The 23925-nt window shown below is 37.4% G+C and carries 21 protein-coding genes and 1 other annotated feature; of the genes, 15 read left to right on the top strand and 6 right to left on the bottom strand.

Features of this window, described 5'->3' with window-relative positions:
• Positions 1–6: 6 nt before the first annotated feature.
• Positions 7–2892 (bottom strand): transglycosylase domain-containing protein, encoded by a 2886-nt coding sequence (locus AC4BHA_RS08970; protein ID WP_490558457.1) that lies wholly within the window; start codon positions 2890–2892, stop codon positions 7–9.
• A 150-nt stretch (positions 2893–3042) separates the two neighbouring features.
• Positions 3043–3273, top strand: a binding site (T-box leader).
• Between the two features lie 59 nt (positions 3274–3332).
• Here AC4BHA_RS08970 and tyrS point away from each other — a divergent pair.
• Positions 3333–4595: a tyrosine--tRNA ligase gene (gene tyrS, locus AC4BHA_RS08965; RefSeq protein ID WP_490558456.1), complete on the top strand. Its 1263-nt coding sequence runs from the start codon at positions 3333–3335 to the stop codon at positions 4593–4595.
• Positions 4596–4721: 126 nt separating this feature from the next.
• On the opposite strand, the gene AC4BHA_RS08960 is transcribed toward tyrS, so the two are convergent.
• The gene (locus AC4BHA_RS08960) at positions 4722–5816 is read right to left on the bottom strand and encodes a CAP domain-containing protein (RefSeq protein WP_139892791.1); all 1095 of its coding nucleotides are present in this window, start codon (positions 5814–5816) and stop codon (positions 4722–4724) included.
• 768 nt (positions 5817–6584) lie between these two features.
• Positions 6585–7187 carry a 30S ribosomal protein S4 gene (gene rpsD / locus AC4BHA_RS08955; protein WP_066109019.1) on the bottom strand — a complete coding sequence of 201 codons (603 nt, stop codon included), beginning with the start codon at positions 7185–7187 and terminating at the stop codon, positions 6585–6587.
• Positions 7188–7602: 415 nt separating this feature from the next.
• Here rpsD and AC4BHA_RS08950 point away from each other — a divergent pair, with 415 nt between their 5' ends.
• Positions 7603–8331: a hypothetical protein gene (locus tag AC4BHA_RS08950; RefSeq protein WP_490558455.1), complete on the top strand. Its 729-nt coding sequence runs from the start codon at positions 7603–7605 to the stop codon at positions 8329–8331.
• An 18-nt stretch (positions 8332–8349) separates the two neighbouring features.
• Complete coding sequence (locus AC4BHA_RS08945) at positions 8350–9477, top strand: sensor domain-containing diguanylate cyclase (RefSeq protein WP_490558454.1); 1128 nt, start codon at positions 8350–8352, stop codon at positions 9475–9477.
• Between the two features lie 42 nt (positions 9478–9519).
• Here AC4BHA_RS08945 and AC4BHA_RS08940 read toward each other — a convergent pair whose 3' ends face one another.
• Positions 9520–9999: a GAF domain-containing protein gene (locus AC4BHA_RS08940; RefSeq protein ID WP_066109018.1), complete on the bottom strand. Its 480-nt coding sequence runs from the start codon at positions 9997–9999 to the stop codon at positions 9520–9522.
• A 352-nt stretch (positions 10000–10351) separates the two neighbouring features.
• Here AC4BHA_RS08940 and refZ point away from each other — a divergent pair, with 352 nt between their 5' ends.
• Positions 10352–10984: a forespore capture DNA-binding protein RefZ gene (gene refZ, locus AC4BHA_RS08935; RefSeq protein ID WP_066109013.1), complete on the top strand. Its 633-nt coding sequence runs from the start codon at positions 10352–10354 to the stop codon at positions 10982–10984.
• Between the two features lie 15 nt (positions 10985–10999).
• On the opposite strand, the gene hisJ is transcribed toward refZ, so the two are convergent.
• On the bottom strand, positions 11000–11812 hold the full coding sequence (gene hisJ / locus AC4BHA_RS08930; RefSeq protein WP_490558453.1) for a histidinol-phosphatase HisJ: 813 nt from the start codon (positions 11810–11812) through the stop codon (positions 11000–11002).
• 195 nt (positions 11813–12007) lie between these two features.
• Between hisJ and ezrA the strand changes: the two genes are divergently transcribed.
• From ezrA to mbcS, 5 genes are all read left to right on the top strand, one after another.
• Positions 12008–13702 carry a septation ring formation regulator EzrA gene (gene ezrA / locus AC4BHA_RS08925; protein ID WP_139892793.1) on the top strand — a complete coding sequence of 565 codons (1695 nt, stop codon included), beginning with the start codon at positions 12008–12010 and terminating at the stop codon, positions 13700–13702.
• A gap of 131 nt (positions 13703–13833) precedes the next feature.
• Positions 13834–14979, top strand: a complete 1146-nt coding sequence (locus AC4BHA_RS08920) for a cysteine desulfurase family protein (RefSeq protein ID WP_066109005.1) — start codon at positions 13834–13836, stop codon at positions 14977–14979.
• On the top strand, positions 14979–16181 hold the full coding sequence (gene thiI / locus AC4BHA_RS08915; protein WP_066109256.1) for a tRNA uracil 4-sulfurtransferase ThiI: 1203 nt from the start codon (positions 14979–14981) through the stop codon (positions 16179–16181). Before AC4BHA_RS08920 ends, thiI begins: the two co-directional genes overlap by 1 nt.
• Before the next feature lie 87 nt (positions 16182–16268).
• Positions 16269–16469, top strand: a complete 201-nt coding sequence (locus tag AC4BHA_RS08910; RefSeq protein WP_066109002.1) for an alpha/beta-type small acid-soluble spore protein — start codon at positions 16269–16271, stop codon at positions 16467–16469.
• Positions 16470–16637: 168 nt separating this feature from the next.
• Positions 16638–18221, top strand: coding sequence for an acyl-CoA synthetase MbcS (mbcS, locus tag AC4BHA_RS08905; protein WP_066108997.1), 1584 nt, complete (start codon positions 16638–16640; stop codon positions 18219–18221).
• Positions 18222–18296: 75 nt separating this feature from the next.
• Here mbcS and AC4BHA_RS08900 read toward each other — a convergent pair whose 3' ends face one another.
• Positions 18297–19097, bottom strand: a complete 801-nt coding sequence (locus tag AC4BHA_RS08900; protein WP_066108994.1) for an NAD kinase — start codon at positions 19095–19097, stop codon at positions 18297–18299.
• A gap of 131 nt (positions 19098–19228) precedes the next feature.
• Between AC4BHA_RS08900 and sppA the strand changes: the two genes are divergently transcribed.
• The 6 genes from sppA to AC4BHA_RS08870 all read left to right on the top strand — a co-directional run bounded on the left by sppA (position 19229) and on the right by AC4BHA_RS08870 (position 23799).
• The gene (gene sppA, locus AC4BHA_RS08895; RefSeq protein WP_066108993.1) at positions 19229–20230 is read left to right on the top strand and encodes a signal peptide peptidase SppA; all 1002 of its coding nucleotides are present in this window, start codon (positions 19229–19231) and stop codon (positions 20228–20230) included.
• 12 nt (positions 20231–20242) lie between these two features.
• Positions 20243–20728 (top strand): RDD family protein, encoded by a 486-nt coding sequence (locus AC4BHA_RS08890; RefSeq protein WP_077248180.1) that lies wholly within the window; start codon positions 20243–20245, stop codon positions 20726–20728.
• A 138-nt stretch (positions 20729–20866) separates the two neighbouring features.
• A complete protein-coding gene (locus AC4BHA_RS08885) occupies positions 20867–21505 on the top strand; it encodes a DUF2953 domain-containing protein (RefSeq protein ID WP_139892795.1) in 639 nt (212 codons plus the stop codon).
• A 45-nt stretch (positions 21506–21550) separates the two neighbouring features.
• Complete coding sequence (gene ytfJ / locus AC4BHA_RS08880; protein ID WP_066108985.1) at positions 21551–22024, top strand: GerW family sporulation protein; 474 nt, start codon at positions 21551–21553, stop codon at positions 22022–22024.
• Between the two features lie 122 nt (positions 22025–22146).
• Positions 22147–22647 (top strand): thiol peroxidase, encoded by a 501-nt coding sequence (gene tpx, locus AC4BHA_RS08875; protein WP_066108980.1) that lies wholly within the window; start codon positions 22147–22149, stop codon positions 22645–22647.
• A 165-nt stretch (positions 22648–22812) separates the two neighbouring features.
• Positions 22813–23799 carry a class I SAM-dependent methyltransferase gene (locus tag AC4BHA_RS08870; protein WP_139892796.1) on the top strand — a complete coding sequence of 329 codons (987 nt, stop codon included), beginning with the start codon at positions 22813–22815 and terminating at the stop codon, positions 23797–23799.
• Positions 23800–23925 lie beyond the last annotated feature (126 nt).

Here is a 23925-nt window from a genome sequence, read left to right as displayed (position 1 = left end):
TCTTTTTTATTCCTCTGTATTTTCATCATGCTCTTGTTCTTCGGCATGAACTGGTTTTTCATCTTCTTTTGGATCTTTCTTCTCTTCTTTTTTATCTTCTATGTCTTCTTTTTTATCTTCTGCCTTCTCTTTTTTTACTTCTTTAGGCTTAGGTTCCGGCTTAGGAGCTGGTTTATATTCGATAATAGAGGATGGAGCAGATTCATTACCAGCTATATCCACTGCAGTAATGTAGTACTTTCCATTTCCATCTGTTTTAAAGCTGAGTGTATTGTCAGCTTTGATACTGGCTACTTTAGCACCATTTCTATAAACACGATATCCAACTATGTCAGAGTCACCAGAAGATTTCCAGTTGATGACTTTCTCCTTTGAAGTAACTGCCGGTGCTCCAGGTACTTTCCCGTTATCATTCATTTTCGAAGCTCCGATAACTGCCCCTTCAAATTCAGAGCCTTTTGGCGTAATAGATGATTTATCAATAAGGTATTTTGCTCCTGTAATGTTAGAAAAGTCGGCATTGATCACAAGACCGGTTTCTGTGAATTCCTCTGGAGTAGACCCCAGTGCCACATATTTCTTACCATTTATGAACACATATCTTTCGCTTGATGTTGCCAAATTGCCGTTCTCAGATGAAGGAAGATATTTGGCATTGAAATAATCGGATTTTGCGAGTCCTGCATCTATACATGATTTGGATGCCAGGGAACCGGTCAATGTGCAATAGGATCTGGATACAATTCCACCTGGCATTTGGTGTCGCTTCGAAGTCCCGACTAAGTTTGGTGCAACATCATAAGCTGAATTAATTAATTGTGCCCATAATGTTTGATTTCGCTGTGAATAACTCATTCCATATGTATCCACAGATGCATTTGAATCATATCCCATCCAAACTCCAAATGTGACATTTGGATTGGTCGCGACCATCCAGGCATCATGAAAGTTCTGGCTAGTGCCGGTTTTGCCGGCCCAGTCGGCTGAAAACTTCAATTTACTGTTTAAACCTGCTGCTGTTCCAGAGGTGATGACATCCCTCATCATATCAATTGTTAAATAAGCTGTTTGTGGACTGAATACATCCGTCTTCGCTTTTTTATGTTGGTAAATGGTCTTTCCATTAGAATCTACTATTTTTTCGATCATATAGCTATCTACGAATTGTCCACCATTTGCAAATGTTGCATAGGCATTCGTATTCTCTTCTACGGTTACGCCTCTGGCTAATGCACCCAAAGACGTGGAAAGGTTTGTATAATCTTGCTTTTCTAAAGAGGTGAAGCCCATTTTTTCAAGATATTTTACTGGGTTGCGATTTATAATTTCCGCATATTGAACCGCTGCCGGTATATTATAGGATCTCTTTAATGCTTCACGTGCAGAGGTTATACCGGTAATTCCGCCGCCAGCATAGTTTCCTGGACTCCAACCGCGAATGTTCACAGGTGCATTGACCAAAGTTTTGCCTGGATAGGAAACTCCGTACTCCATTGCTGGTGCATATACAAGTAGTGGCTTCATTGTTGAACCATTTGAACGTACAGCTGATGTAGCATGATTAAGCTGCTCCCGTTTAAAATCACGGCCTCCAACGAAGCTGAGTATTTTTCCGGTAGAGTTTTCAATTAGCATGGCGCCAACTTCAATTGGTTCATTCTCTATATAGGTTTCTCCTGTATCCGGATTCTTTTTCTCCACCTGGCGGGTACCCTGATAATAAGGGTAATTTTTAGTGACTTTTTGCATATTGTCATACATTTTTTTGTTTATGGTTGTATGAATTTGATAGCCATTTTGTCGGATGGCCTGATCAGCCAGAGTATAGTATTGCTTATATAGGTCATCGTCTTTTTCTAAATCCTTGCTTGAAAGCCCATCGTTCTTTGCCAATATTGGCATCATGATTTCAATTGCTCTTTTTTCTACTTCATATGTTAAGTATGGATACTTTTCAGTAGGATATGTTTGTTTCTTTGCAAGGTCTTTCTTAATATCATATTTTAATGCTTTATCATATTCTTCCTTTGTAATGGCATCGTTGGTATACATTCTTTTAAGAACTGTTTTCATACGATTGATACCTGGGGAAAGGTCCTCCTTCACTTCACCGGATTGTGTAAATGGTGTATAAAGGTATGGATTCTTTGGTAATCCCGCAATAAAGGCAGCCTGTGGCAGAGTTAAATCTTTGGCATCTACCCCGAAAATGCCATCCGCTGCAGCCTGGACACCGGCAATATTACGGCCGGAGGAATTTCTGCCAAACGGTGAGACATTCAGATAAGCTTCTAAAATCTCATCTTTTTTCATGAATTTTTCAAGGCGTAATGCCAGCAGGATTTCCTTCGCCTTACGATCAAAGGAAACCTCATTCGTTAAGATTTGTTGTTTTATTAATTGTTGTGTCAGTGTGCTTCCTCCTGATTGGACAGAAGAATTTGTCACTTCCTGAAGTAAAGCTCGAATGATGGCTTTTGGTACAACACCCTTATGCTCATAAAAATAGGAATCTTCTGTGGAAATTAATGCTGTCTTAACGTAATCCGAAACATTTTCCAGTTTCACTGCTTTACGTTCAAGATCAGAACGCATTTTCCCCATATATACATTGCTTGCAAAATAAATCTCAGATGTTTCTTCATAACTGGACACACTTGATTTAAGCTGTTCCTTGCTCCTGATTGGTTCGTCTTTTACCATAGATGCAAAGTAACCAGCTCCAACTCCGCCAGCAAATGCCATCCCGATGACAGATACAATTAAGAAGATTAATAGATTATTCCAGATAACCTGATAGGAAATACGTGCTCTTCGCTGTACAACGGGTTTGTTTACAAAGTCCCACAATGGCGCAAGCCTTTCTTTAAGTTTTATAAAAATATCTTTCATTCATTCACTCCCCCAACAAATCACATACATTATAGCATAAGCAAGTGTTTCAGGTAGGTATAGTTTCTCTATATTAGCGAAACAATACAATTATTGGGTTTGACAAACAGTTTGTTATTATGGTAAAAAAAGCATAACCAATATTATATATTTGATGCGATAACAGGATTTCAGTAGTTAGTTCGCCAATGTTTAAGAGAGCCGGTGGGTGGTGTAAACCGGTACAAGCGAAATGATGAATTACCTCCTCGAGCAGCATTCGGGAATGCTTTATGTAAAGCTGTGTAGCGAATGCCGGAACCTTTCCGTTAAAAGGATAAGCGGCGAGACAGTTATATGTTTCGCAAGTTGGGTGGTACCGCGATAGTAATCGTCCCTTCATTTAGATGAAGGGGCGTTTTTTATTTTAATCTAATCTAAACAGTAAGAGGTGGAGAAGGATGAATATTTTAGATGATTTACGTTTTAGAGGTCTCGTGAATCAATTTACAGATGAAGAGGGATTGGAAAAATTATTACAGGAAGAAAGCGTGAAACTATATGCTGGCTTCGATCCGACTGCCGATAGCTTGCATATTGGTCACTTGTTACCTATTTTAATCCTGAAACGATTCCAGTTAGCAGGACATCAGCCAATCCCATTAGTCGGCGGAGCGACAGGTATGATAGGAGACCCAAGTGGTAAAAAAGCTGAGCGTACGTTAAATACAGAGGATGTTGTTCACCAATGGACTGCACGTATTAAAGATCAGCTTTCCCGTTTCCTCGACTTCGAAACTGGTGAGAATAAAGCAATCATGGCTAATAACTATGACTGGATTGGCAACATGAACTTAATTACGTTCCTTCGGGATATTGGGAAACATTTTGGACTCAACTACATGCTTGCTAAAGATTCTGTACAATCCCGTATTGAGTCTGGTATCTCGTTTACTGAATTCAGTTACATGATCATGCAATCTCTTGATTTCCTGAAGTTATACGAAACTCAAGGCTGCCGTTTACAAATCGGCGGAAGTGATCAATGGGGAAATATTACCGCAGGTCTGGAATTAATTCGTAAAACGAAGGAAGATGCAAAAGCCTATGGTTTAACGGTTCCATTAGTTACAAAATCAGATGGAACTAAGTTTGGTAAAACAGAAGGCGGAGCGGTATGGTTAGATCGTGAAAAAACGTCTCCATATGAGTTCTACCAGTTCTGGATTAATACAGATGACCGTGATGTTATTAAATACATTAAATACTTTACATTCTTAAGCAAAGAAGAAATCGAAGCGCTTGAGAAAGAGGTTGCTGAAGCTCCGGAAAAACGGGCAGCTCAGAAGGCGCTTGCTGAGGAAGTAACGAAACTTGTTCATGGTAAAGAAGCTTTACAACAAGCAATCAATATTTCTAAAGCTTTATTCAGCGGTGATATTAAGCAATTATCTGTAGAAGAAATTCGCCAGGGCTTCAAGGATGTACCAAGCTTTGAAGTGGGCAGCAATGAGGAACTGCTCTTGGTAGATTTACTAGTAAATGCAAAAATTTCTCCTTCTAAACGTCAGGCGCGTGAGGATATCACAAATGGTGCGATCTACATCAACGGTGAAAGAGTCACAGACCTCGCTCATACGATGACAGAGGATGATAAGCTAGAAGGACAATTCACGGTAATTCGCCGCGGTAAAAAGAAATACACGCTTATTAAGTACGCATGATAGAAAGAAGAAAGGGCTGTCTCGGTTAGGCAGCCCTTTTAATGTATAGTAAGATATTTTTCTTATTGTGCTTTATTATAAATGGTTGAAAGAAATAAAATTGAAATGAATATTAAGTATTTTTACTTACTGTTTTAAAAATAATTGTGTCCAATAATGTTTCCATGAACCACCTTCGGCATACCCAATTCCGATATGGGTATAACGTGCATCGAGAATATTCGCTTTGTGCCCTGGGCTATTCATCCAACTGTTCACTACAGATGCAGGAGTAATTTGTCCAGCTGCAATATTTTCACCAAGCATCGTGAAAGAAATATTGAATTTTTTTACCATTTCTCCCGGAGACCCGTATGTGGGGCTTGTATGATTGAAATAATTGTTATCACGCATATCTTTTGATTTAACTTCGGCAACTTTCGAAAGACTATTTAAATTTTTCAAAGGTGCTATATTTACTTTTGCGCGTTCTTGGTTAACCAATCGAAGAACCTCGGTTGCATAATTAGATGCTTTAGTTTCTTTAGTACCTACTTTAATAATTTGATTCACTGCTTTTTTTGTTACTTTAGACGATATTTTTTTTGTGCTAATTAGCTTTCCATTTTTTAACGTTTTCTTGTATATGATCGTTTGATTTCCGTTGCTTCCTTTTTGGACGACTTTCGTAGTGCCTTTTGCTAAAGTATTGTCATTTTGTTTAATTGTTTTATATTTTATTGCTGCTTTTGAAGTTGTTGTAACTGTCTTCGAATCTTTCACTTTAGATTTTAAAATCCATCCCGTTTTTCCACCGTACTTTGCTTTGGCATATTTATCGGAAGTAGTTGAATAAACAATTATTGTTGCCTCTTTGTTAATCGTTTTCAGCGTGCCGGAGTTATTTTTTGCTAGCTTTTTCAGGGTTGTTTTTTCAGTAGTGTACATTGTTTTATTTGTTACGGGAGCCTTGGATGTTAAATAATTTATTGATACCCATCCATTTTTTTTGTTAACTTTGACATATCCCCAGTTACCGCTCTTTTTAGTTACAATCAATTTTGTATTTTTCTTTACGGCCGTAATAATTTTTGACGATGATGATGCTTTCTCCCTCACATTTAAATTGTCTGCAGTTACGTACATCGTTTTGGAAGCAGCCTCAACCTGATTACTATTCGTTAAAAATAGTACAGTAAAACTTAAGAAAACAGTTAAAATTCCAGCAATATATTTTTTCATCTTAGTTGTTGGTATTCCTCATTAAAATTAAGAAGCCAACAAATTCCCCTCCTCTTTGTTAGTAATAATTTACACAATTAACTATATTATCACAATTTTTGAATAGTTTGTTAATAAAATATTAAATAAACTATTATATTTTTTCTGATTTTTATTTTTTTCATTTTTCATTTTCTCGCCTACTACAATATGTATAGATTGGTATAAGTATCAGTTACTCTAATAGTTGGGATAGTCTTGAAATGAAGGAGGTAACAAACCGTTATTCTACTGTACTGTCTAATAAGTGAATGATAAATTTGATCCACAATATAGTTCTTTTATAATACATCTGAAGAGGTGACTAATTTCTATTTGTAGATAAAGTTAGAGGGGATTTAATTTCCGATTTTTAGTGAGTTTGATGCTGGCTTTTACTTTATGTGATTGAAAAGTATTCCAAAAGAAATTGATTTAATAGATATGTCCACAGCTATGTTAAGTACACCAAAACAGATCTTGTTAGGATGAAAAACCTAAGATCTGTTTTAGGTTTGGAGTCCCGTTTAATGGTGTTTACAGATGATGTCATGGTAAATTTTTAAGGTATTGCCTGGTCTTCGTTTTTCCAAAAACAAAGAGAGAATTAAGTGTCATTTGCTTCATAATTCCTATAAATAATATTTCGAGTCTGATTATAAGTTTAGTAATTATATTTTCTACACAAATAAAAACCCTGGAAACAAGGTTTCCAGGGTTTTTGAATACGCTATTTACAAAGCGTATTAATTAACGAGAGTAGAACTCAACGATAAGAGCTTCGTTAATTTCAGCTGGTAATTCAGAACGCTCAGGTAAGCGAGTGAATGTACCTTCTAACTTGTCAGCATCGAAAGTTAGGTAGTCAGGTACGAAGTTGTTTACTTCCATAGCTTCCTTGATGATATCAAGGTTACGGGATTTTTCACGTACTCCGATTACTTGACCAGGAGCTAAACGGTAAGATGGGATGTCAACGCGACGTCCATCAACCAAGATGTGCCCGTGGTTTACAAGCTGACGAGCTTGACGACGAGTACGAGCTAAACCTAAACGGTAAACAATGTTATCAAGGCGAGAATCAAGAAGAATCATGAAGTTTTCACCTTGTTTACCAGGCATTTTAGCAGCACGATCGAACATTGTGCGGAATTGACGTTCGTTCACACCGTACATGTGACGAAGTTTTTGTTTTTCTTGCAATTGCAAACCGTATTCGGAAAGCTTTTTGCGTTGGTTAGGACCGTGTTGTCCTGGTGCGTAAGGACGCTTTTCTAATTCTTTACCTGTACCGCTTAGGGAAATTCCTAAACGACGGGATAGTTTCCAGCTTGGACCTGTATAACGAGCCATAAGAAGACTCCTCCTTGAATGTTTTTATTTTTGTAAAATAAAAACTGATGTTTACAAACATTACTGCCATTTCATTTTCATGTACCTTCGCCCTAGCAGCAGCGGGTTACAAGATACACCTCATGGTAGAGGAATGAAATGAACGAATAAAGATGTGAACATAAGCTGCGATATTTTACACAAAGAATATTGTATAATTTATTGTTACATAAGTCAAGGGATTCTCTTAAATGGAATCGTTACAATATGATGCTTCCTTCACAGGTTTAAATAAAAAATGTAATTATATTGAAAGAAAGTAATGATTATTTTAGCATATATTGGTAAAATGCAGGTATAAAGTATTATTTTTTTTAAAATCAATCTAAATTTATAAAAAATACGAAATAAAATATGACAACAGGTGTTGATTAATGTGATGGTAGATAATCAATTAAATCTGAGCTGGGAAACAAATTTAAAAAGTCTATTTGTTGAATGTATGATTAAAGATGATAATGAACTCTTTTTAGATAGATTTACAGATAAAATGGTCGACTTCTTATTGGAATTATTAAGGGTGGATGAGATTGCCTGTTATTATAATGATCCTTGGAAACAAAAGCTCTATCTGGAAAAAGCGGCTTCGAAAACAGAACTCCAAAATCAGTTTGCTAGCACCATTTCACTTGATGCTTTACTAAACTCCTCAATGAAAGATTTATGTACGGAAGCCTGTGTATCATTAACTGATACATTATACCCCTTGGGAATTCCTTTATATCATGAAGGAGAATTACTGGGACTATTTGTAGTTCTTTCTGAAAATAAAGAGTTGAAAAATGATAATAGAATTGATTTATCTGAATTGAGGACAGTGATAGGAGAATTACTGCACAAGGCAATTGCAATTTCAGAACGAAAAAAGGAAGAGAAACGATATAAACTATTGCAACGGATTACGACAGAGTTTCATTCCTCTATGAATATGCATTCCGTTTTGGCGGAGGTAATAGAAACCCTGCGTGAAGTATATCCGTCCTTTGTTTACTATTTGCTAATGTCTCAGGATAGCGATAACACATTAAATCTTCCAATTAAAAGTTTGGAAATGGATGGGGAAAATTTATCTGCCATGCAGGCATATGTTTCCGGTCGTGTTTAATTTGAGGATTCAATGGAAGTGAAAAATTCTGTGTTGTATGCGCCTTTATTAGGCAAGCAGGGTGTTTATGGGGTTTTACAAGTTATTGCACCTGAAGCAGTCATATTTCCTGATACGGAAATCGAATTCATCTCTCTCCTCGCGAATACGGCAGGCGGGGCACTGGAGAATGCCCAATTATATGAACAATCCAAACGCTTAATTGCGGATTTACGTCTGATTAATGAAACATCGCATCGTCTAAATTCTACCTTGAGGCTTAGTGAAACAGTTAGTTATATGAAGCAACAAATAAATAAATCATTCCTCGCAGACGAAGTAGGCTTTTTTATGATTAGGAATGGACAGACAAAACTTGTCCCGGGAAGTTCACCTTTTTTCACTGAAGAGACATCTAAACACTACATCCAATATGTCAAAGGCAGCTTAGAGCAGGATCGGGAGGCTTTATATATTGGGGATATGGATTCGGATAAAGTCGGGCAGGATGGCCCTTATAAATCCCTTATGGCTTTCCCTATGATACATAGTGGAAAGATGGATGGTTTTTGTATTGTTCTTCATCGAGTACCGTATCATTTTACATTTGATATGTTTAAATTAATGCAGTCTCTTATTCATCATTCTTCGATGGCATTTGTGAACTCAATATTAAGAGAAGAGCTTGAAAAGATGGTCATAACTGATTATTTAACAGGTCTATATTCGAGAAATTATCTTGAAGGAAGAATGCTTGAACTGATAAATTCTGAAACTGAGGGAACGTTTATATTAATAGATATAGATAATTTCAAGCTGACAAATGATACATATGGGCACCAAAAGGGAGACGAGGTCCTTATTCAGGTAGCTGATTTAATTAAAAATAGTATTAGAGACACCGATATAGGTACAAGGTGGGGCGGGGAAGAACTGGCTATTTTCCTTCCAAAGGCACCGATAGAGGCTGGTAAAGCAGTTGCGGAAAGACTTGTTGAAAAAGTAAGAAAAGAAACAAATCCTCCGGTTACCATTTCTTGCGGTGTATCGTATTGGGAATCCAATCAGAAAAATAACAATACGATTAAAAACCTTTTCAAGCGGGCAGATGATGCCCTGTATACAGCTAAGCGATCAGGTAAAAATCAGGTGATTGTATCCTGTTAATACAAAAGGGCTAAGCTCATTTTTGGCTTAGCCTTTTGTTTTTTAAATTGATTGGACAAGTATATCAACAAATTGTTTTAATCCATGTTCATCTTCTTTGTCAAAACGATTCTTTGATGGACTGTCTATATCAAGTACACCAATCAGACGGCCATCCTTCAGAATCGGCAAAACGATTTCTGATTGAGTGGCAGCATCACAGGCGATGTGTCCAGGGAATTGATGTACGTCCATTACCCTGATTATTTCTCTTTTTTCTGCCGCTGTTCCGCATACTCCCTTGCCTAAAGGAATTCGAATGCAGGCTGGGAGACCTTGAAATGGTCCAAGTATCAGTTGCTCCTCTTCATATAGGTAGAATCCTACCCAGTTCACGTCGTCCAAAAATTGATTTAAAAGGGCAGAAGCATTGCTCAAATTGGCAATTAAATTTGTTTCACCATCTATTAGGGCTTCCAGCTGTTTGCTAACCATTTGATAGTTTTCTGGTTTCGTTTTTTTATATTTTCCGACTTGAAACATCATCATTCTCCTTTCATTGTTACCCTCAATAGAGAATAACCTCTAACCATAGTCAGTACTGTCTTTTTTGTCGAGAAGTTATAGAAGGATAAGTCTCTAAAAAGAAGAACTACTTCATGTATAAGAGAAAATACATGTGAACGCACAGCTTATGCTAGAACGGCTTTTATTCCTTTCAAATTAGCACGAAGACTTCACTTCTATTACGGTTCTGTGTAGGTCTTAGCGCAATATCCCCGATTGGTTCAACGAATACTCGGTGTTGGATGAAAGAACTCCCCGCCGAGCAAGGTTTCACTTTGTCATCTGACATTCCTAGAGAATGTTAATCATAAAGGGGGAAGATAAATTTATGGATAAACTATCGAATAAAAAAGATGATATTTTTGAAGCTGCTGTCTATTTATTCTATATGAAAGGTTATTCAGCAACTTCAATCAGAGATATCGCTGGCCGTGCCGGAGGTAATTCAGCAAATATAGCTTATCACTTTCAGCATAAGCAAGGTCTCCTTGAATATTGTTTTACAGATTTCTTCGAAGGCTATATAAGCGGTATTGAAAATATCGCTGAACAACTCCCACTCATTGGTCCGAAAGAATGTGTCTTAAAGTATACCAAATTTTGCTTGCATTATTACAGAGAAAAGTTCCTATTAACACGTCTTGTATTAAGAGAAATATCAGTAGACTCAAGCCTGAACAGAGAAATCTATACAACCTATTTATCGAAAGAAAAATTTTATATTAATTTATTCCTTGATGCTGGTATGGATTGCGGTGAATTAAAAAAGATTAATCCATCTATGTTTGTCATGAAGCTAAAAGCATTACTGAATGAACCCTTTATTCAGGCCCAATACTTCAGTGAGGTTTGGCAATTATTTACGAACGAATTGTATTTTATAAACAAGTATCAGTTAGAGATTGAACGATTTCTTAATGACTGCTTATTTGAGGAGCGTGTTTGCCCTGTCCCCATCTGACTGGATGCTAAGCGATTATTCGTTTGTTAAGATTTTTGTTTTTAGTACATCTAATCCTCTTCCAAGATCTTTCGGATGGTGAGCGTCAGATCCATAACAGAGAGGGATCCCCATTTTTATGGCTGCCTGAATAAAGGGGATGGGAGGGTACGTCTCACCGCACAAGGGTTTAAAAAGGCCGGCCGTGTTTAAATCCAGTTCATACCCACGTTCTTTTATTAATGAAAGTATTGGTAGTAAATAGGATTCTAATGGGGCATTGCTTGGATACTTTTTCTGGAATTTTGTAATTAGAGAAATATGGCCTACCCGTTTGGGCTTAAATGTCCCCAAATCACTTATAATCGATTTTTGAAGGGTATGGTAATAAGCCTTATATAGTTGATCAACAGATTGGTATTGTTCTATCATATGACCGAATTCTGTTTCACTATAATCCAGGCAATACCAGTCGTTTTGATTCTTTAAAAAGTGAACCGACAGAATCGAGTCATCCAAATAAGGGCCAATTTCATTCAGGAATTCTGTTGTTTCCTGTTCCCAGCCATCTATATAATCCACTTCCAAACCAATATTAATAGCAACCTTCGCCTTATACTTCTCTTTACAACGCCTTATTTCCTCTATATATGTGAATAACTGATCCATTTGTATGGAACTATCCCGTGTTGGAGCCGGATCAATAAACCCTTTTGGTAAAGGAGCGTGTTCGGTAAAGGTGATTTCTTCGTACCCCAGCGCTATCGCTTTTTCAATATAAGCAAAAACGGGTTCATCTGTTCCGTGCGGACAATATGGGGTATGTACATGTCCGTCCTTAAATTTCATCGAGAAAGCCTCCTTTTCGACAAATATTTTAAATAAAATATATTTTCTGGACATTAAAAGAGGGCATTGAATAATTTTTTGTAGAAAAAGTAGATTTTATTAGTTAAAAATACTTTATACCATGTTATCATTAAATCATTGATATTGAACTTATTTATATATATTATCTGTCTCGTTTTGAATAGGAGGCTTCATATGGAGTATGTAATAGGGATATTGGTGATTATCTTTATTGCCTTTATTATTGGAATATTGGCAAGGAAGAAACACTACAAAGAAATAGATAGACTTGCAGAGAAAAAAATTGACATCATGAACAGGCCGATAGCAGAAGAATTAGCCAGGGTAAAAAGTTTGAATATGACTGGTCAAACAGAGAGAATGTTTGAAAGATGGCGTAACGAATGGGATACAATCCAAACGGATCGCCTTGCCGATGTTGAGACCCTGCTGTTTGATGCAGAAGAATATGCTGACAAGTACCGATTTAATAAATCAGTGCAGGTTCAAAAGAAGATTGAGCATATTATTGAAGAAATCGAAATTACACTTTCAGCGATGCTGCATGAATTAAATGAATTGGTGGGCAGCGAGGAGCAAAATAAAAAATTAGTTGAAGAGCTTTTATTAGCTTATCGTGAACAGAAGAAACGTTTATTGGCACACCGTCATTCATTTGGTGAAGCTGCGGGTAAATTGGAAGAGGAATTTGATAAGCTTGCTCTGGATTTTGACACATTCAATAACCAAACAGAATCAGGTGATTACTTAGAGGCTAGAGAGCAAGTACTGGGCATCCAGGCTAAATTGCAAAACCTGAAAGAAAAATTGGATTTGATTCCTGATTTAATTGGGCATTGCCAAATACATATACCGGGACTTTTGCATGAACTTAAAATGGGATATGCGGAAATGTGTGAGCAAGGATATCCGTTAAGTCATATGTTTTTTGAAAATGAAATTGAAAAAATGGAAGAAAATCTAGAAAAATATAAGGAATATATTGTTGACATAAACACCGAAGAAGCTGCAAAAGGAATCGAGGAATTAAACGAATCCATTCAATCCTATTATGATTTGTTGGAAAAAGAGGTTGTGGCACGTCAGTATGTTTTATCAGTTAAGGATTTGTATCAGCAAAAGCTAGATAAATCAATTGATCAGCTTGAGAGACTTGATGAAGAGACAGAATTGGTGAAACAAATCTATCAAATGCCGGAGAAGGAACTTGATGCACGTTCTAATCTTGATAAAACACTGATTACATTGAAATCAAAATGGGAAATGCTTAAAGAGAAAATATACGAAAGAGAGACAGCTTATACGGTATTAAAAGAGGACATCGTTGAGCTTGAATCCAAATTGGATGAACTGAAAGACTTACAAAAAGAATTTGAAGAGAAATTAAATACTCTGCGTAAGGATGAATTGGAATCAAGAGAAACGATAAGGAAGTTGCATCAAAGCATGACGGAATCCTTACGAATCATCAAAGGAAGCAATTTACCGGGTCTTCCAACTTCTTATGAATTAATGGTTATACAAGCAAAAGAAAGCATTGAAGAAGTAAAAGAGAAATTGGAAGAAAAACCATTGAATATGAATGCAGTCATGCACCATCTGGATATTGCAAGTGTTGCGGTTAGTCGTGTTCAGGAGGCTACTGTTGAATTGACTGAACAAGTAATGTTGGCCGAGAAGGTTATTCAATACGGCAATCGATATAGAAGCAAATTCCCTTCAGTTGCTATTGCCCTGACCGAAGCAGAAAAGCAATTCCGCAATTATCAATACCAAGATGCTTTAGAGCATGCAGCTGAGGCAATTGAAAAAGTTGAACCGGGTTCGTTAAAAAAAATCCAAGAGTATCTTGAACATAGCAATGTATAGACCAGTCTGGACTTACCAGTCTGGTTTTTTTCTTTGTTCAATCCAGCATAAGATAGAGGCATAAGAGAAAATTACTTTATAAACAGGACAGGATATGCTACATTTTCTTATTGATAGGAAGGGGAAAAAGCATGATTTATTTAGATAATAGCGCGACAACAAAACCCTATAAGGAAGTGATTGATTCCTTCGCAAAGGTTACTGCCGATTTCTGGGGGAATCCATCCTCTTTACATGGCTTCGGAGGGAAGTCAGAAAAACTGTTAGCACAGGCTAGAGAACAGGTCGCGGGTCTTCTGGGAGTAAAGGCTACAGAGATTATCTTTACTTCAGGAGGGTCTGAAAGCAATAATCTGGCCATAAAAGGAATAGCAGAAAATTATCGAAACAGAGGGAAGCATATTATTACCACCTCAATCGAGCATCCTTCCGTAAAAAGACCGTTTGAACAGCTAAAGGAACTTGGCTATGACGTAACGTACTTGCCTGTTAATCAAGATGGCAGAGTTGAAATTGAGCAAGTTAAGGAAGCAATCCGAGAAGATACAATATTGGTGTCAGTTATGCATGTTAATAACGAAGTGGGAACTGTACAACCAATTTATGAAATAGGACATTTTTTGAAGAGTTATCCTAAAATACATTTTCATGTAGATGGGGTTCAGGGCTTTGGTAAAGTCGAACTCTCTTTACGTGATGCTCATATCGATTTATATTCTTTATCAGGACATAAATTCCATGGATTAAAAGGCACCGGAATTCTATTTGCCAGAGAGGGAATTACACTTTCACCGTTAATTGCCGGGGGGAACCAAGAAAGAGGCATGCGCAGTGGGACGGAAAGCTTGGCTGGGGCCGTATCTTTGGCAAAAGCAATGAGATTGGCAATCGAAAAGAGCAGGGACGGCAGTAGAAGAATGAACGAGTACCGTACTCTGATACTTCAAGAGCTATCCAAAATGGAGAATGTTGTCATCAATTCACCTATAGAACATGCAGCTCCACATATTATTAATTTTTCAATTCCGGGACTTAAATCAGAGACATTCGTTCATACTTTGGGTGAGTTTGGAATCTATGTCTCAACAAACAGTGCTTGTTCATCAAAGAAAAAAACGGTTAGCCAAACACTTCTCGCTATGGGAAAAAATGAGCAAATAGCCGGCAGTTCCATACGAATAAGCTTAGATTATGATCATTCGAAGGAAGAAATAGAGCAGGCACTTAAGGAAATTGAAAGAGCAATCCAAATGTTAAGTGAGGTAAGAAAGAAATGATAAGATTTGATCATATCGTAATCCGCTATGGTGAGATTACATTGAAGAAAAGGAATCGTAAAGGCTTTATTGTTCAATTACGTAAAAATATAAAAAAAGCATTGTCAGATTATCCGGAGGTTCGTATTGAGGCGCAGCACGAGAGAATGTATGTTCACTTACAAGGTGCAGATTACAAGCCGATTATGGATATTCTCAAAAAAATATATGGCATTTCTTCGATAAGTCCGGCTTTAAAGGTTGATAAAGAAATCTCAGCCATTCAGGAATCAGCTTTGTTTTATATAAATCATCTAACAACAAAAATTCGTACGTTTAAAATTGATGCTAAGCGTGCTGATAAAACCTATCCCTATTCAACATATGATTTAAATGGCTTGGTAGGGGGATATTGCTTGCAGCATGTAGACGGTTTAACGGTCGATGTTCACAATCCAGATTTGAAATTGAGAGTCGAAGTACGCCAGGATGCTGCTTATATTACGGGTGAAAAAATTATTGGAGCTGGCGGATTGCCAATAGGAAGCAGCGGCTCAGCAATGCTCATGCTTTCTGGAGGGATTGATAGCCCGGTTGCGGGATATTTAACGATGAAAAGGGGAGTAGAGATTGAATGTGTACATTTCTACAGTCCTCCCTTCACAAGCGAACGCTCGAAACAAAAGGTAATTGATTTAGCGAATAAGCTGGCAGAAGTCAATGGACGTATGGTACTGCATGTTGTGCCATTTACCGAAATTCAAAAATTGATTCAAAAGCAAATACCTGATAACTACACAATGACAACCACACGCAGATTGATGCTGCGAATTACTGATGCAATCAGAGAAAAACAAAATGCGCTCGCGATTGTGACTGGTGAAAGTTTAGGCCAAGTAGCCAGCCAGACGATGGAAAGCATGTTTACAATTAATGAGGTTACAAATACACCAATTCTGAGGCCGCTTATAGCAATGGATAAAACAGATATTATTGAAATTGCAGAGAAAATTGATACTCATGAGATATCCATACGTCCTTTTGAGGATTGCTGTACGGTGTTTACACCAGCTAATCCCAAAACTAAGCCAAAAAGAGAAAAAGTCGGTCATTATGAGAGCTATGTCGATTTTGAACCTTTAATTAAAGAGGCATTGGATAAAACAGAAATGTTAGTTTTCACAGGTAAGGAGAAAGAATCGGAAACAGAGGATTTATTCTAAATTTATTTGTGAACAATTACCATTTTAAATCCGGAATGAAGATATGTGTTTTTACACACTCTATTATCACAAGGAGGTGAAAAACACATGTCAAATAACTCAAACAATCTTTTGGTACCAGGAGTTGAACAAGCTCTTGACCAAATGAAATATGAAATCGCTTCTGAGTTCGGTGTACAACTTGGAGCAGAAACAACTTCTCGTGCTAACGGTTCTGTTGGAGGAGAGATTACTAAGCGTCTTGTTCAAATGGCTGAACAACAATTGGGTGGAGGATTCTCCAGATAATTAAATAACATGGCTACAAGAAAGCGGATTTTTAGTCCGCTTTCTTTTTTTTGTATGTTGAAAGCCATTGTAAGAGCCAATCTTTTTCCACTCTCTTAATCCATTATTTGTAAAACAATGTATAATAGAGTTTGATTAACATTATTTGTTTTAAGGAAGGAGAAGGATATGAATCAACAGAACCTGATCGCACCAGAACAATATAATCTAGTCAGCGAGGTAGAAAATAACAGTAAGAACGAAACCAAAATCGCTTTGATTTGGGAAAATGAATACGGGGAAACACAAAAAATTACGTATGGAGAATTGATTAAAAGGGTGAATAGAGTTGGCAATATTTTGTTAGAGGAAGGGTTGAGGGAGGGGGATAAAATTCTCGTCATGATTCCTCGCTTTATTGAAGCGTATGTGATTTACTTAGCTGCTTTAAAAATAGGTACAGTGGTCATACCATGTTCTGAAATGCTTCGAGAAAAAGATCTTGTTTATCGAAGCAAGCATGCAGAAGCAAAAGCGGTAATTGTTCATAAGCCTCATACCTCTTTATTTACAGAAATTATATCGGAGGATTCACTGAAATCATTTGTTATAAATGGAAATGAAGATGGGTGGATTCAACTGGATGAACGAATGAAAGACGCTTCAGAAGAGTTACAAATGGTGAAAACCATGGGAGATGATATGGCCTTTTTATCCTATACTTCAGGTACAACAGGGCAACCAAAGGGAGTTGTCCACACTCATAGCTGGGCCTATGCACATCTCAGAACAGCTGCCTCAAACTGGTTATCAATAGGTGAAGATGATGTTGTATGGGCTACAGCCGGACCTGGATGGCAAAAGTGGATTTGGAGTCCCTTTTTATCTGTTCTTGGATCGGGAGCTACTGGGTTTGTATATCACGGAAAGTTTGAAGCAGAGAAATATTTAAAATTAATTGATCAGCATTCAATTACTGTTTTATGCTGTACCCCTACGGAATATCGATTGATGGCGAAGGTAGACAGCCTCGATCAATATAGCCTGGGAAGCCTACATAGTGCCGTTTCAGCAGGTGAGCCGCTTAATAGAGAAGTGATCGATACGTTTCAAAACTATTTCGGGGTCACCGTTCGTGATGGATACGGGCAAACAGAAAATACCCTTCTGGTCGGTATCATGAAGGGGATGGATGTGAAGCCGGGTTCCATGGGGAAACCAACCCCTGGAAATAACGTAGAAATTATTAATGAGGAGGGGCAGATTTGCCAACCTGGCGAAGTAGGCGATATAGCTGTCCACATTAAAACTCCCGCGTTGTTTAAAAATTACTATAAGGATCCGGAACGGACAGCAATGCAGTTTAGAGGCGATTTTTATATTACAGGAGATAAAGCTAAAAAAGATGAGGACGGGTATTTTTGGTTTGAAGGACGCGGTGACGATATTATTATCAGTTCGGGTTATACCATTGGGCCATTTGAAGTGGAGGATGCACTTGTTAAACATCCATATGTGAAGGAGTGCGCTGTAGTAGGGAGTCCGGATGAGGTAAGAGGGCAAATCGTAAAAGCGTTCGTAGTCTTACAAGATAGCGTTGATGTCAATGATCCTCAATTGGTGCAAACCTTGCAGAACCATGTTAAAGAGCTTACAGCCCCATATAAATATCCAAGAAAAATTACTTTTGTGGAAGATTTGCCGAAAACAATCAGCGGCAAAATAATGCGTGTCGAATTAAGAAATAAGGAGAAAGAAGTATATAAGGCGTAAACAAAATCCTCTTTCGTCAAAAAAAGATGATTCCGACCAGCGGAATCATCTTTTTTGTTTCCTTCGTATGAAAATTTAAAGGAATGTCCTGTGGACTTTTTCCCAAAAAGAATTATTACGTAACTTTACCGTCTTGATATATCTTCCGCTCAGTTTAATATCCAATCGTTCGGTAAGATGAATACTCATCGCTTCATTATCCATCCCGATAATCGGGTAATCGTTTTCATTATCTAATACTTGAAGAGAAAGAGTACGATCTGGAGCCAAAATAAATGAAGCACCAAGCGTACGATAATGATTATTATTCATCGATGCTATTTCGCTCACCTGCATACAGTCAAGCAAAGGGTCTACAACTGCACCGTTGACCGATTTGTTGTAGGCAGTACTTCCAGTAGGTGTAGAAATTATCATCCCATCCCCACGGAATGTTTCAAATAATATGTCATCAATGTGAACATCGATAGCCATTGTTTTAATTAAAGCAGAACGGAATGTGCATTCATTTAAGCAATCAAAACTTATTTGGTTATCAACCGTTACTTCAATTGTAGGATATTTTCTTACTTCAATGACGGGCTTTGTGACTGCTTCCACCATATTTTCCGTATCATTTATGTAGAAATCACAATACATATTTAATTGCTTGTTTAATGAAATGCCTGCATACAGGCAATCCTCTCTGAAGCCTGTCTTACGTACTGCCTGAAGAAATGTTCCGTCATCTCCTACACTAACGATAATATTAGCATCTTTATGTTCATCTACAAGTTCGAATCCGTAGTTGCTTGCATTATCCTTTAATTTATTGACCTGATCCACCATTTCTTGACCTTGCTTGTAATAAAAAAAGATATTTCTGCGTTCCCCCATTTTGTTCCCTCCTTGTAGGTTAGTATTGGTACTCCTGATTATAGGTTTACCAAAATAAGGTGCTATAATAATTCTATCATGAATAATAAGAACATTAAAACTACTTAAAGCATGATTGGGGGACAATTTGTATGAGTAAAAAAAGATGGTTGGCACTTGGAATAGCAGCGGTGATATTTTTTGTATCCGTTCTTATGAATGCTATCTCAACATTTTCAAGTGAAGAGTCTGCTATGACAAATTTGTTTGAGGATACATTATTTGAGGAGGATATCATTGAAGAAGGGGATGTGAACAGTCAAATTGTTGTCATGGATGTAGAAGGAGTCATTCAGGACACAGGTGAGGAAGAAAGTTATTTTACGGCTGAAGCCTATAATCACCGATCCTTTATGGAAAGATTGAATGCCATTAAGGACAATGATACGGTCAAAGGAATTATTTTACGCGTCAACAGCCCAGGTGGAGGTGTCGTGGAAAGTGCGGAAATACATAATAAGTTAATGCAAATTAAAAAGGAAACAAAGAAACCAATATATGTATCAATGGGTTCACAGGCTGCATCTGGAGGTTATTATATTTCAACACCGGCCGACAAGATATTTGCCAGTCCGGAAACAATGACAGGGTCACTCGGAGTCATTATGCAAAGCTATAACTTTGAAGGGTTAGCTGAAAAGTATGGAATCGACATGGTCACTATTAAAAGCGGTAAATTTAAGGATCTTATGAATCCATTTAGAGAAGTGACAGAGGATGAAAAGGAAATTCTTCAATCGATGGTTACCAGCTCCTATGATCAATTCGTGAAGGTCATTGCGGAAGGGCGCAGTATGCCTGAGGATGAAGTAAGAAAAATTGCTGATGGGCGTATCTACGATGGCCGTCAAGCAAAGGAGATTAATTTAATTGATGAGCTTGGTTATTTAGAGGATGTAATTGCCGATATGAAAAAAAGTGAAAATCTAAAAGGTGCACAAGTGGTTCGTTTAGTTGGATCAGATAGCCTAAGCTCATTATTTTCGATGAAAATGCAGCAATGGGCAGGCGTGAATGATGAGGTAAGCACGATCAAAAGCCTAATGACTGAAAATCAATCGCCACGGATGATGTATCTATATTCTGCGAATTAAGGAGGGTGGAAAATGGAAGATTATCAAGAAGAACTGACTTTAGACGAACAGATACAGCCTCCTGACTCTATTCCAAACCATCTGCGTGCAGGATTTTGGATGAGATTCTGGGCTTATCTCATCGATCTTATAGTAATTGGCAGCATAAGTCGATTATTTATCAATCCGATATTCAGACTGTTTGATATTTCTATGGATAATACGGGTATCTTCTCAGCTTATACCATAGTTGATTCGATAGTATTTTTCGGGTATTTCATTCTTACTTCCAAATTTTTAGCCCAATCTCTAGGAAAAATGATTATGGGTCTTAGAGTGGTATCATTGGATGGAACGCCTTTGGATTGGAAAACAGTAATTTTTAGAGAATGGATTGGCCGATATATCTCCGCTGTACTTATGCTCGGTTATATCGTTATTGCATTTAATCCAAAGAAACAGGGCTTTCATGATATGTTCAGTGATACAGTTGTTGTGTTGGAAGAGCGCGGTAAATAAATACAGGTTATAAAGGACTCCTTCTGTTAGAAGGGGTCTTTTTGCTATCTCGACGTTAAAAAAGTCAATGAGAAGTTTAGATTCAGTTATGATTGACCATACTGTTTGTTTGATGACGTACTCGGGAGGATATAAACGATGAAGCTTTTATTACTGATTTGTATAGTTGTGCTAATCCTTATATCCGTCTTTTTGCTTTCGAAAGTAACGATACATATTGAATATCATCACACTCAGGAAAAGAATAAGGCAATTATAAAGATTCAATTATGGAGAGGCCTTATCCACTATTCTAAAGTAGTACAGCTGTCTGACGAAAAATATCAGCCTTCTTCTTATCGAGAAAGTACTTATCGACAACAAAATCAATCAAACCAAAGTGAATCCTCTGCTGATGAATCTTTATCTATGGATGGTGTTCAAGCTGCCTTTCAGAATCTGAAGGAAATGCTTTCACAATTTAGAAGTTATCAAGAAACTGTAAAAAAATTCACCTCTAAAATACAAATGACAGATTTGCAAATGGAAATTCATTACGGTACAGGTGAAGCATCAACAACAGCAGTGGCAACCGGAGCATTATGGGGGTTAACTGGCGGAGCTATTGGTATCATCAGTCAGTATTTTTCATTAATGATACCTCCTAAAATCGATATTATCCCATATTTCTCAGTCAAGAAACCATTTGAAACGAAAATCGAATGCATAGCCCGTGTCCGAATGGCAAAAACTATAGTTGCAGGATGGAAGCTAGCGCGTTTAATGCTAAGGGAATAGGAAATGAAAATTTGAAATAAGCAAAACTATGCAGGAGGTTATAAAATGTCCAATCATCCAATTGAAGGTCTTATGAATTCAGCAATGGAAAACTTAAAAAGTATGATTGATGTTAATACGATTATTGGTGATCCCGTAGAAACTCCTGATGGCAGTGTGATAATGACTGTGTCAAAGGTTGGATTTGGCTATGCAGCTGGAGGCAGTGACTATCAAATTAGCCGAGGAGGAAGCCAGGGTACTGGCGAGGAGAAGCGTCATCCATTCGGTGGAGGAGCTGCAGGTGGTGTTTCAATCACACCGATTGCGTTTCTAATTGTTAATGCTCATGGTGTAAAAATGCTTCATCTTAATGAGAGTACACATCTAATCGAAAAAATTCTTGATTCAGCTCCGATTGCTATGGATAAGGTAGAATCAATGATTTCGAAGGTAGGGAAAAACAATAAAAAAAATAACTCTAATTCTCAGGATGCTTCAGATTCCTCTTCCAATGAATCAGGGAATAGCTTTATGTGATTGTTAGTAAAGTTTTATCATAACCACATTCCATGCGAATGTGGTTATTTTTTTACAAAGAGTTTGAATATCTCTATACTTAAGAATGTAGAGAATATATCGGAATATAAGGAGGAATTGGTGTGGCAACAGTAACATTTAAAGGTAATCCGGTTACATTGATTGGTAAGGAAGTAAAAGTAGGTGACACTGCACCTGATTTTACAGTGTTGGCTAATGATTTATCCCCAGTAACATTGAAAGATACAGATGGAAAAGTAAGAATTATTAGTGTCGTACCTTCTTTGGATACAGGCGTTTGTGATACTCAAACAAGAAAATTCAATGAAGAGGCAGCAAAAGCAGGGGATGTTGTTGTAATGACAGTAAGTATGGATCTTCCTTTTGCTCAAAAACGCTGGTGTGCAGCAGCAGGTTTAGAAAACGTCATAACGGTTTCTGATCACCGAGACGCTTCTTTTGGAGAGGCTTACGGAGTACTAATGAAAGAATTACGTTTATTGGCACGTGCTGTTTTTGTAGTTGACAGCAATAATAAAGTGACATATGTGGAATATGTACCGGAAGGCACTACGCATCCGCAATATGAAGCAGCGCTTGAAGCAGCTAAAGCTGCAAAGTAAAAAGCTCTATATAAACTTTCTGCCCCTTAAAGTTAGACAGGCTTTTCTAACGTTTAAGGGGCGTTTTTAATGAACGTATTTTTTTTGAATGATTAGACTTGTCCTTTATGAAACGTAATACTACAATGGGGAAAGTAAAATGCACAAAAGCTGGAGGAACTTAAAATGATCACAACAAATGTTGAATCTATATACGAATTGATAACATCTACCGCAACTATAATACAGGACGAACTAGGGATTACAGAGTTGGAAGCCATCGCTGAAACAGGAGAAAATTGGTTCCATAATGCCGTGCTTCAGGAAGAATTGAGTGAACTGGCAGTCAAACGTTTGAAAAACAGCTATCAGGATAAACCTTTGGAGCAGTTTAGTAAAGAAGATATCCGTAAAGGTTGGCAATTGGCAGTATTGAAATCCAGCAGATCTAATGTTCAGGCAAATCATCAAATGACTCCGGATGCCTTGGGATTTCTATTTGCTTATCTGCTCGAAAAATTCACCAAAAATCAAGATACGTTAACGATTACTGATTTGGCAGTCGGAACAGGTAACCTTCTGTTTTCTATTTTAAATTCACTGGATAAAAAGGAGCTAGATGCTACAGGTGTTGAGGTCGATGAAACTTTAATTCGACTCGCCTATTGTGGAGCTAATCTCATCGGCCATCCTATCCAATTTTTACATCAGGATAGCCTGCAGCCGTTGTTTATTAACCCTGCAGATGCAGTAGTTTGTGATTTACCGGTAGGCTATTATCCAAACGATCAGAGAGCAGCCGATTTTAAAGTGAAATCTGAAAATGGTATGTCATATGCCCATCATTTATTAATTGAACAAAGCTTCACGTATTCAAAAGAAGGGGCATATCTATTTTTCCTGATTCCTAATGATCTTTTCAACACAGTTGAAGCAAAGGCTCTTCATCAATTTATTAACGAAGAGGGATATATTCAGGGGATGATTCAGCTGCCTGAAAGTTTATTCCAATCGAAGCAATCGGCTAAAAGTATTCTTATCCTGCAGAAAAAAGGGAAAGATATAAAAGCACCAAAGCAGGTTTTGCTCGTCAATATGCCGAAGCTATCTGACAGGGCAGCTACAGCTTCCATGTTAAGTAAAATTGATGCATGGATAGAAGAAGAAAAGTAAAAGAAAGTTTTATTACCGTTATATAAATTTTTTGACAAGTTAGAATTGTTTAAATAAAATAATATTATTGTGAAAACGGTAACAAAGTAATTTCGGCTTGCGAGAACGCTTGTTCAATGTTTTAAT

This window comes from Pradoshia sp. Z3_51, assembly GCF_058215915.1.
This window is presented reverse-complemented; position numbering and strand designations above follow the sequence as displayed.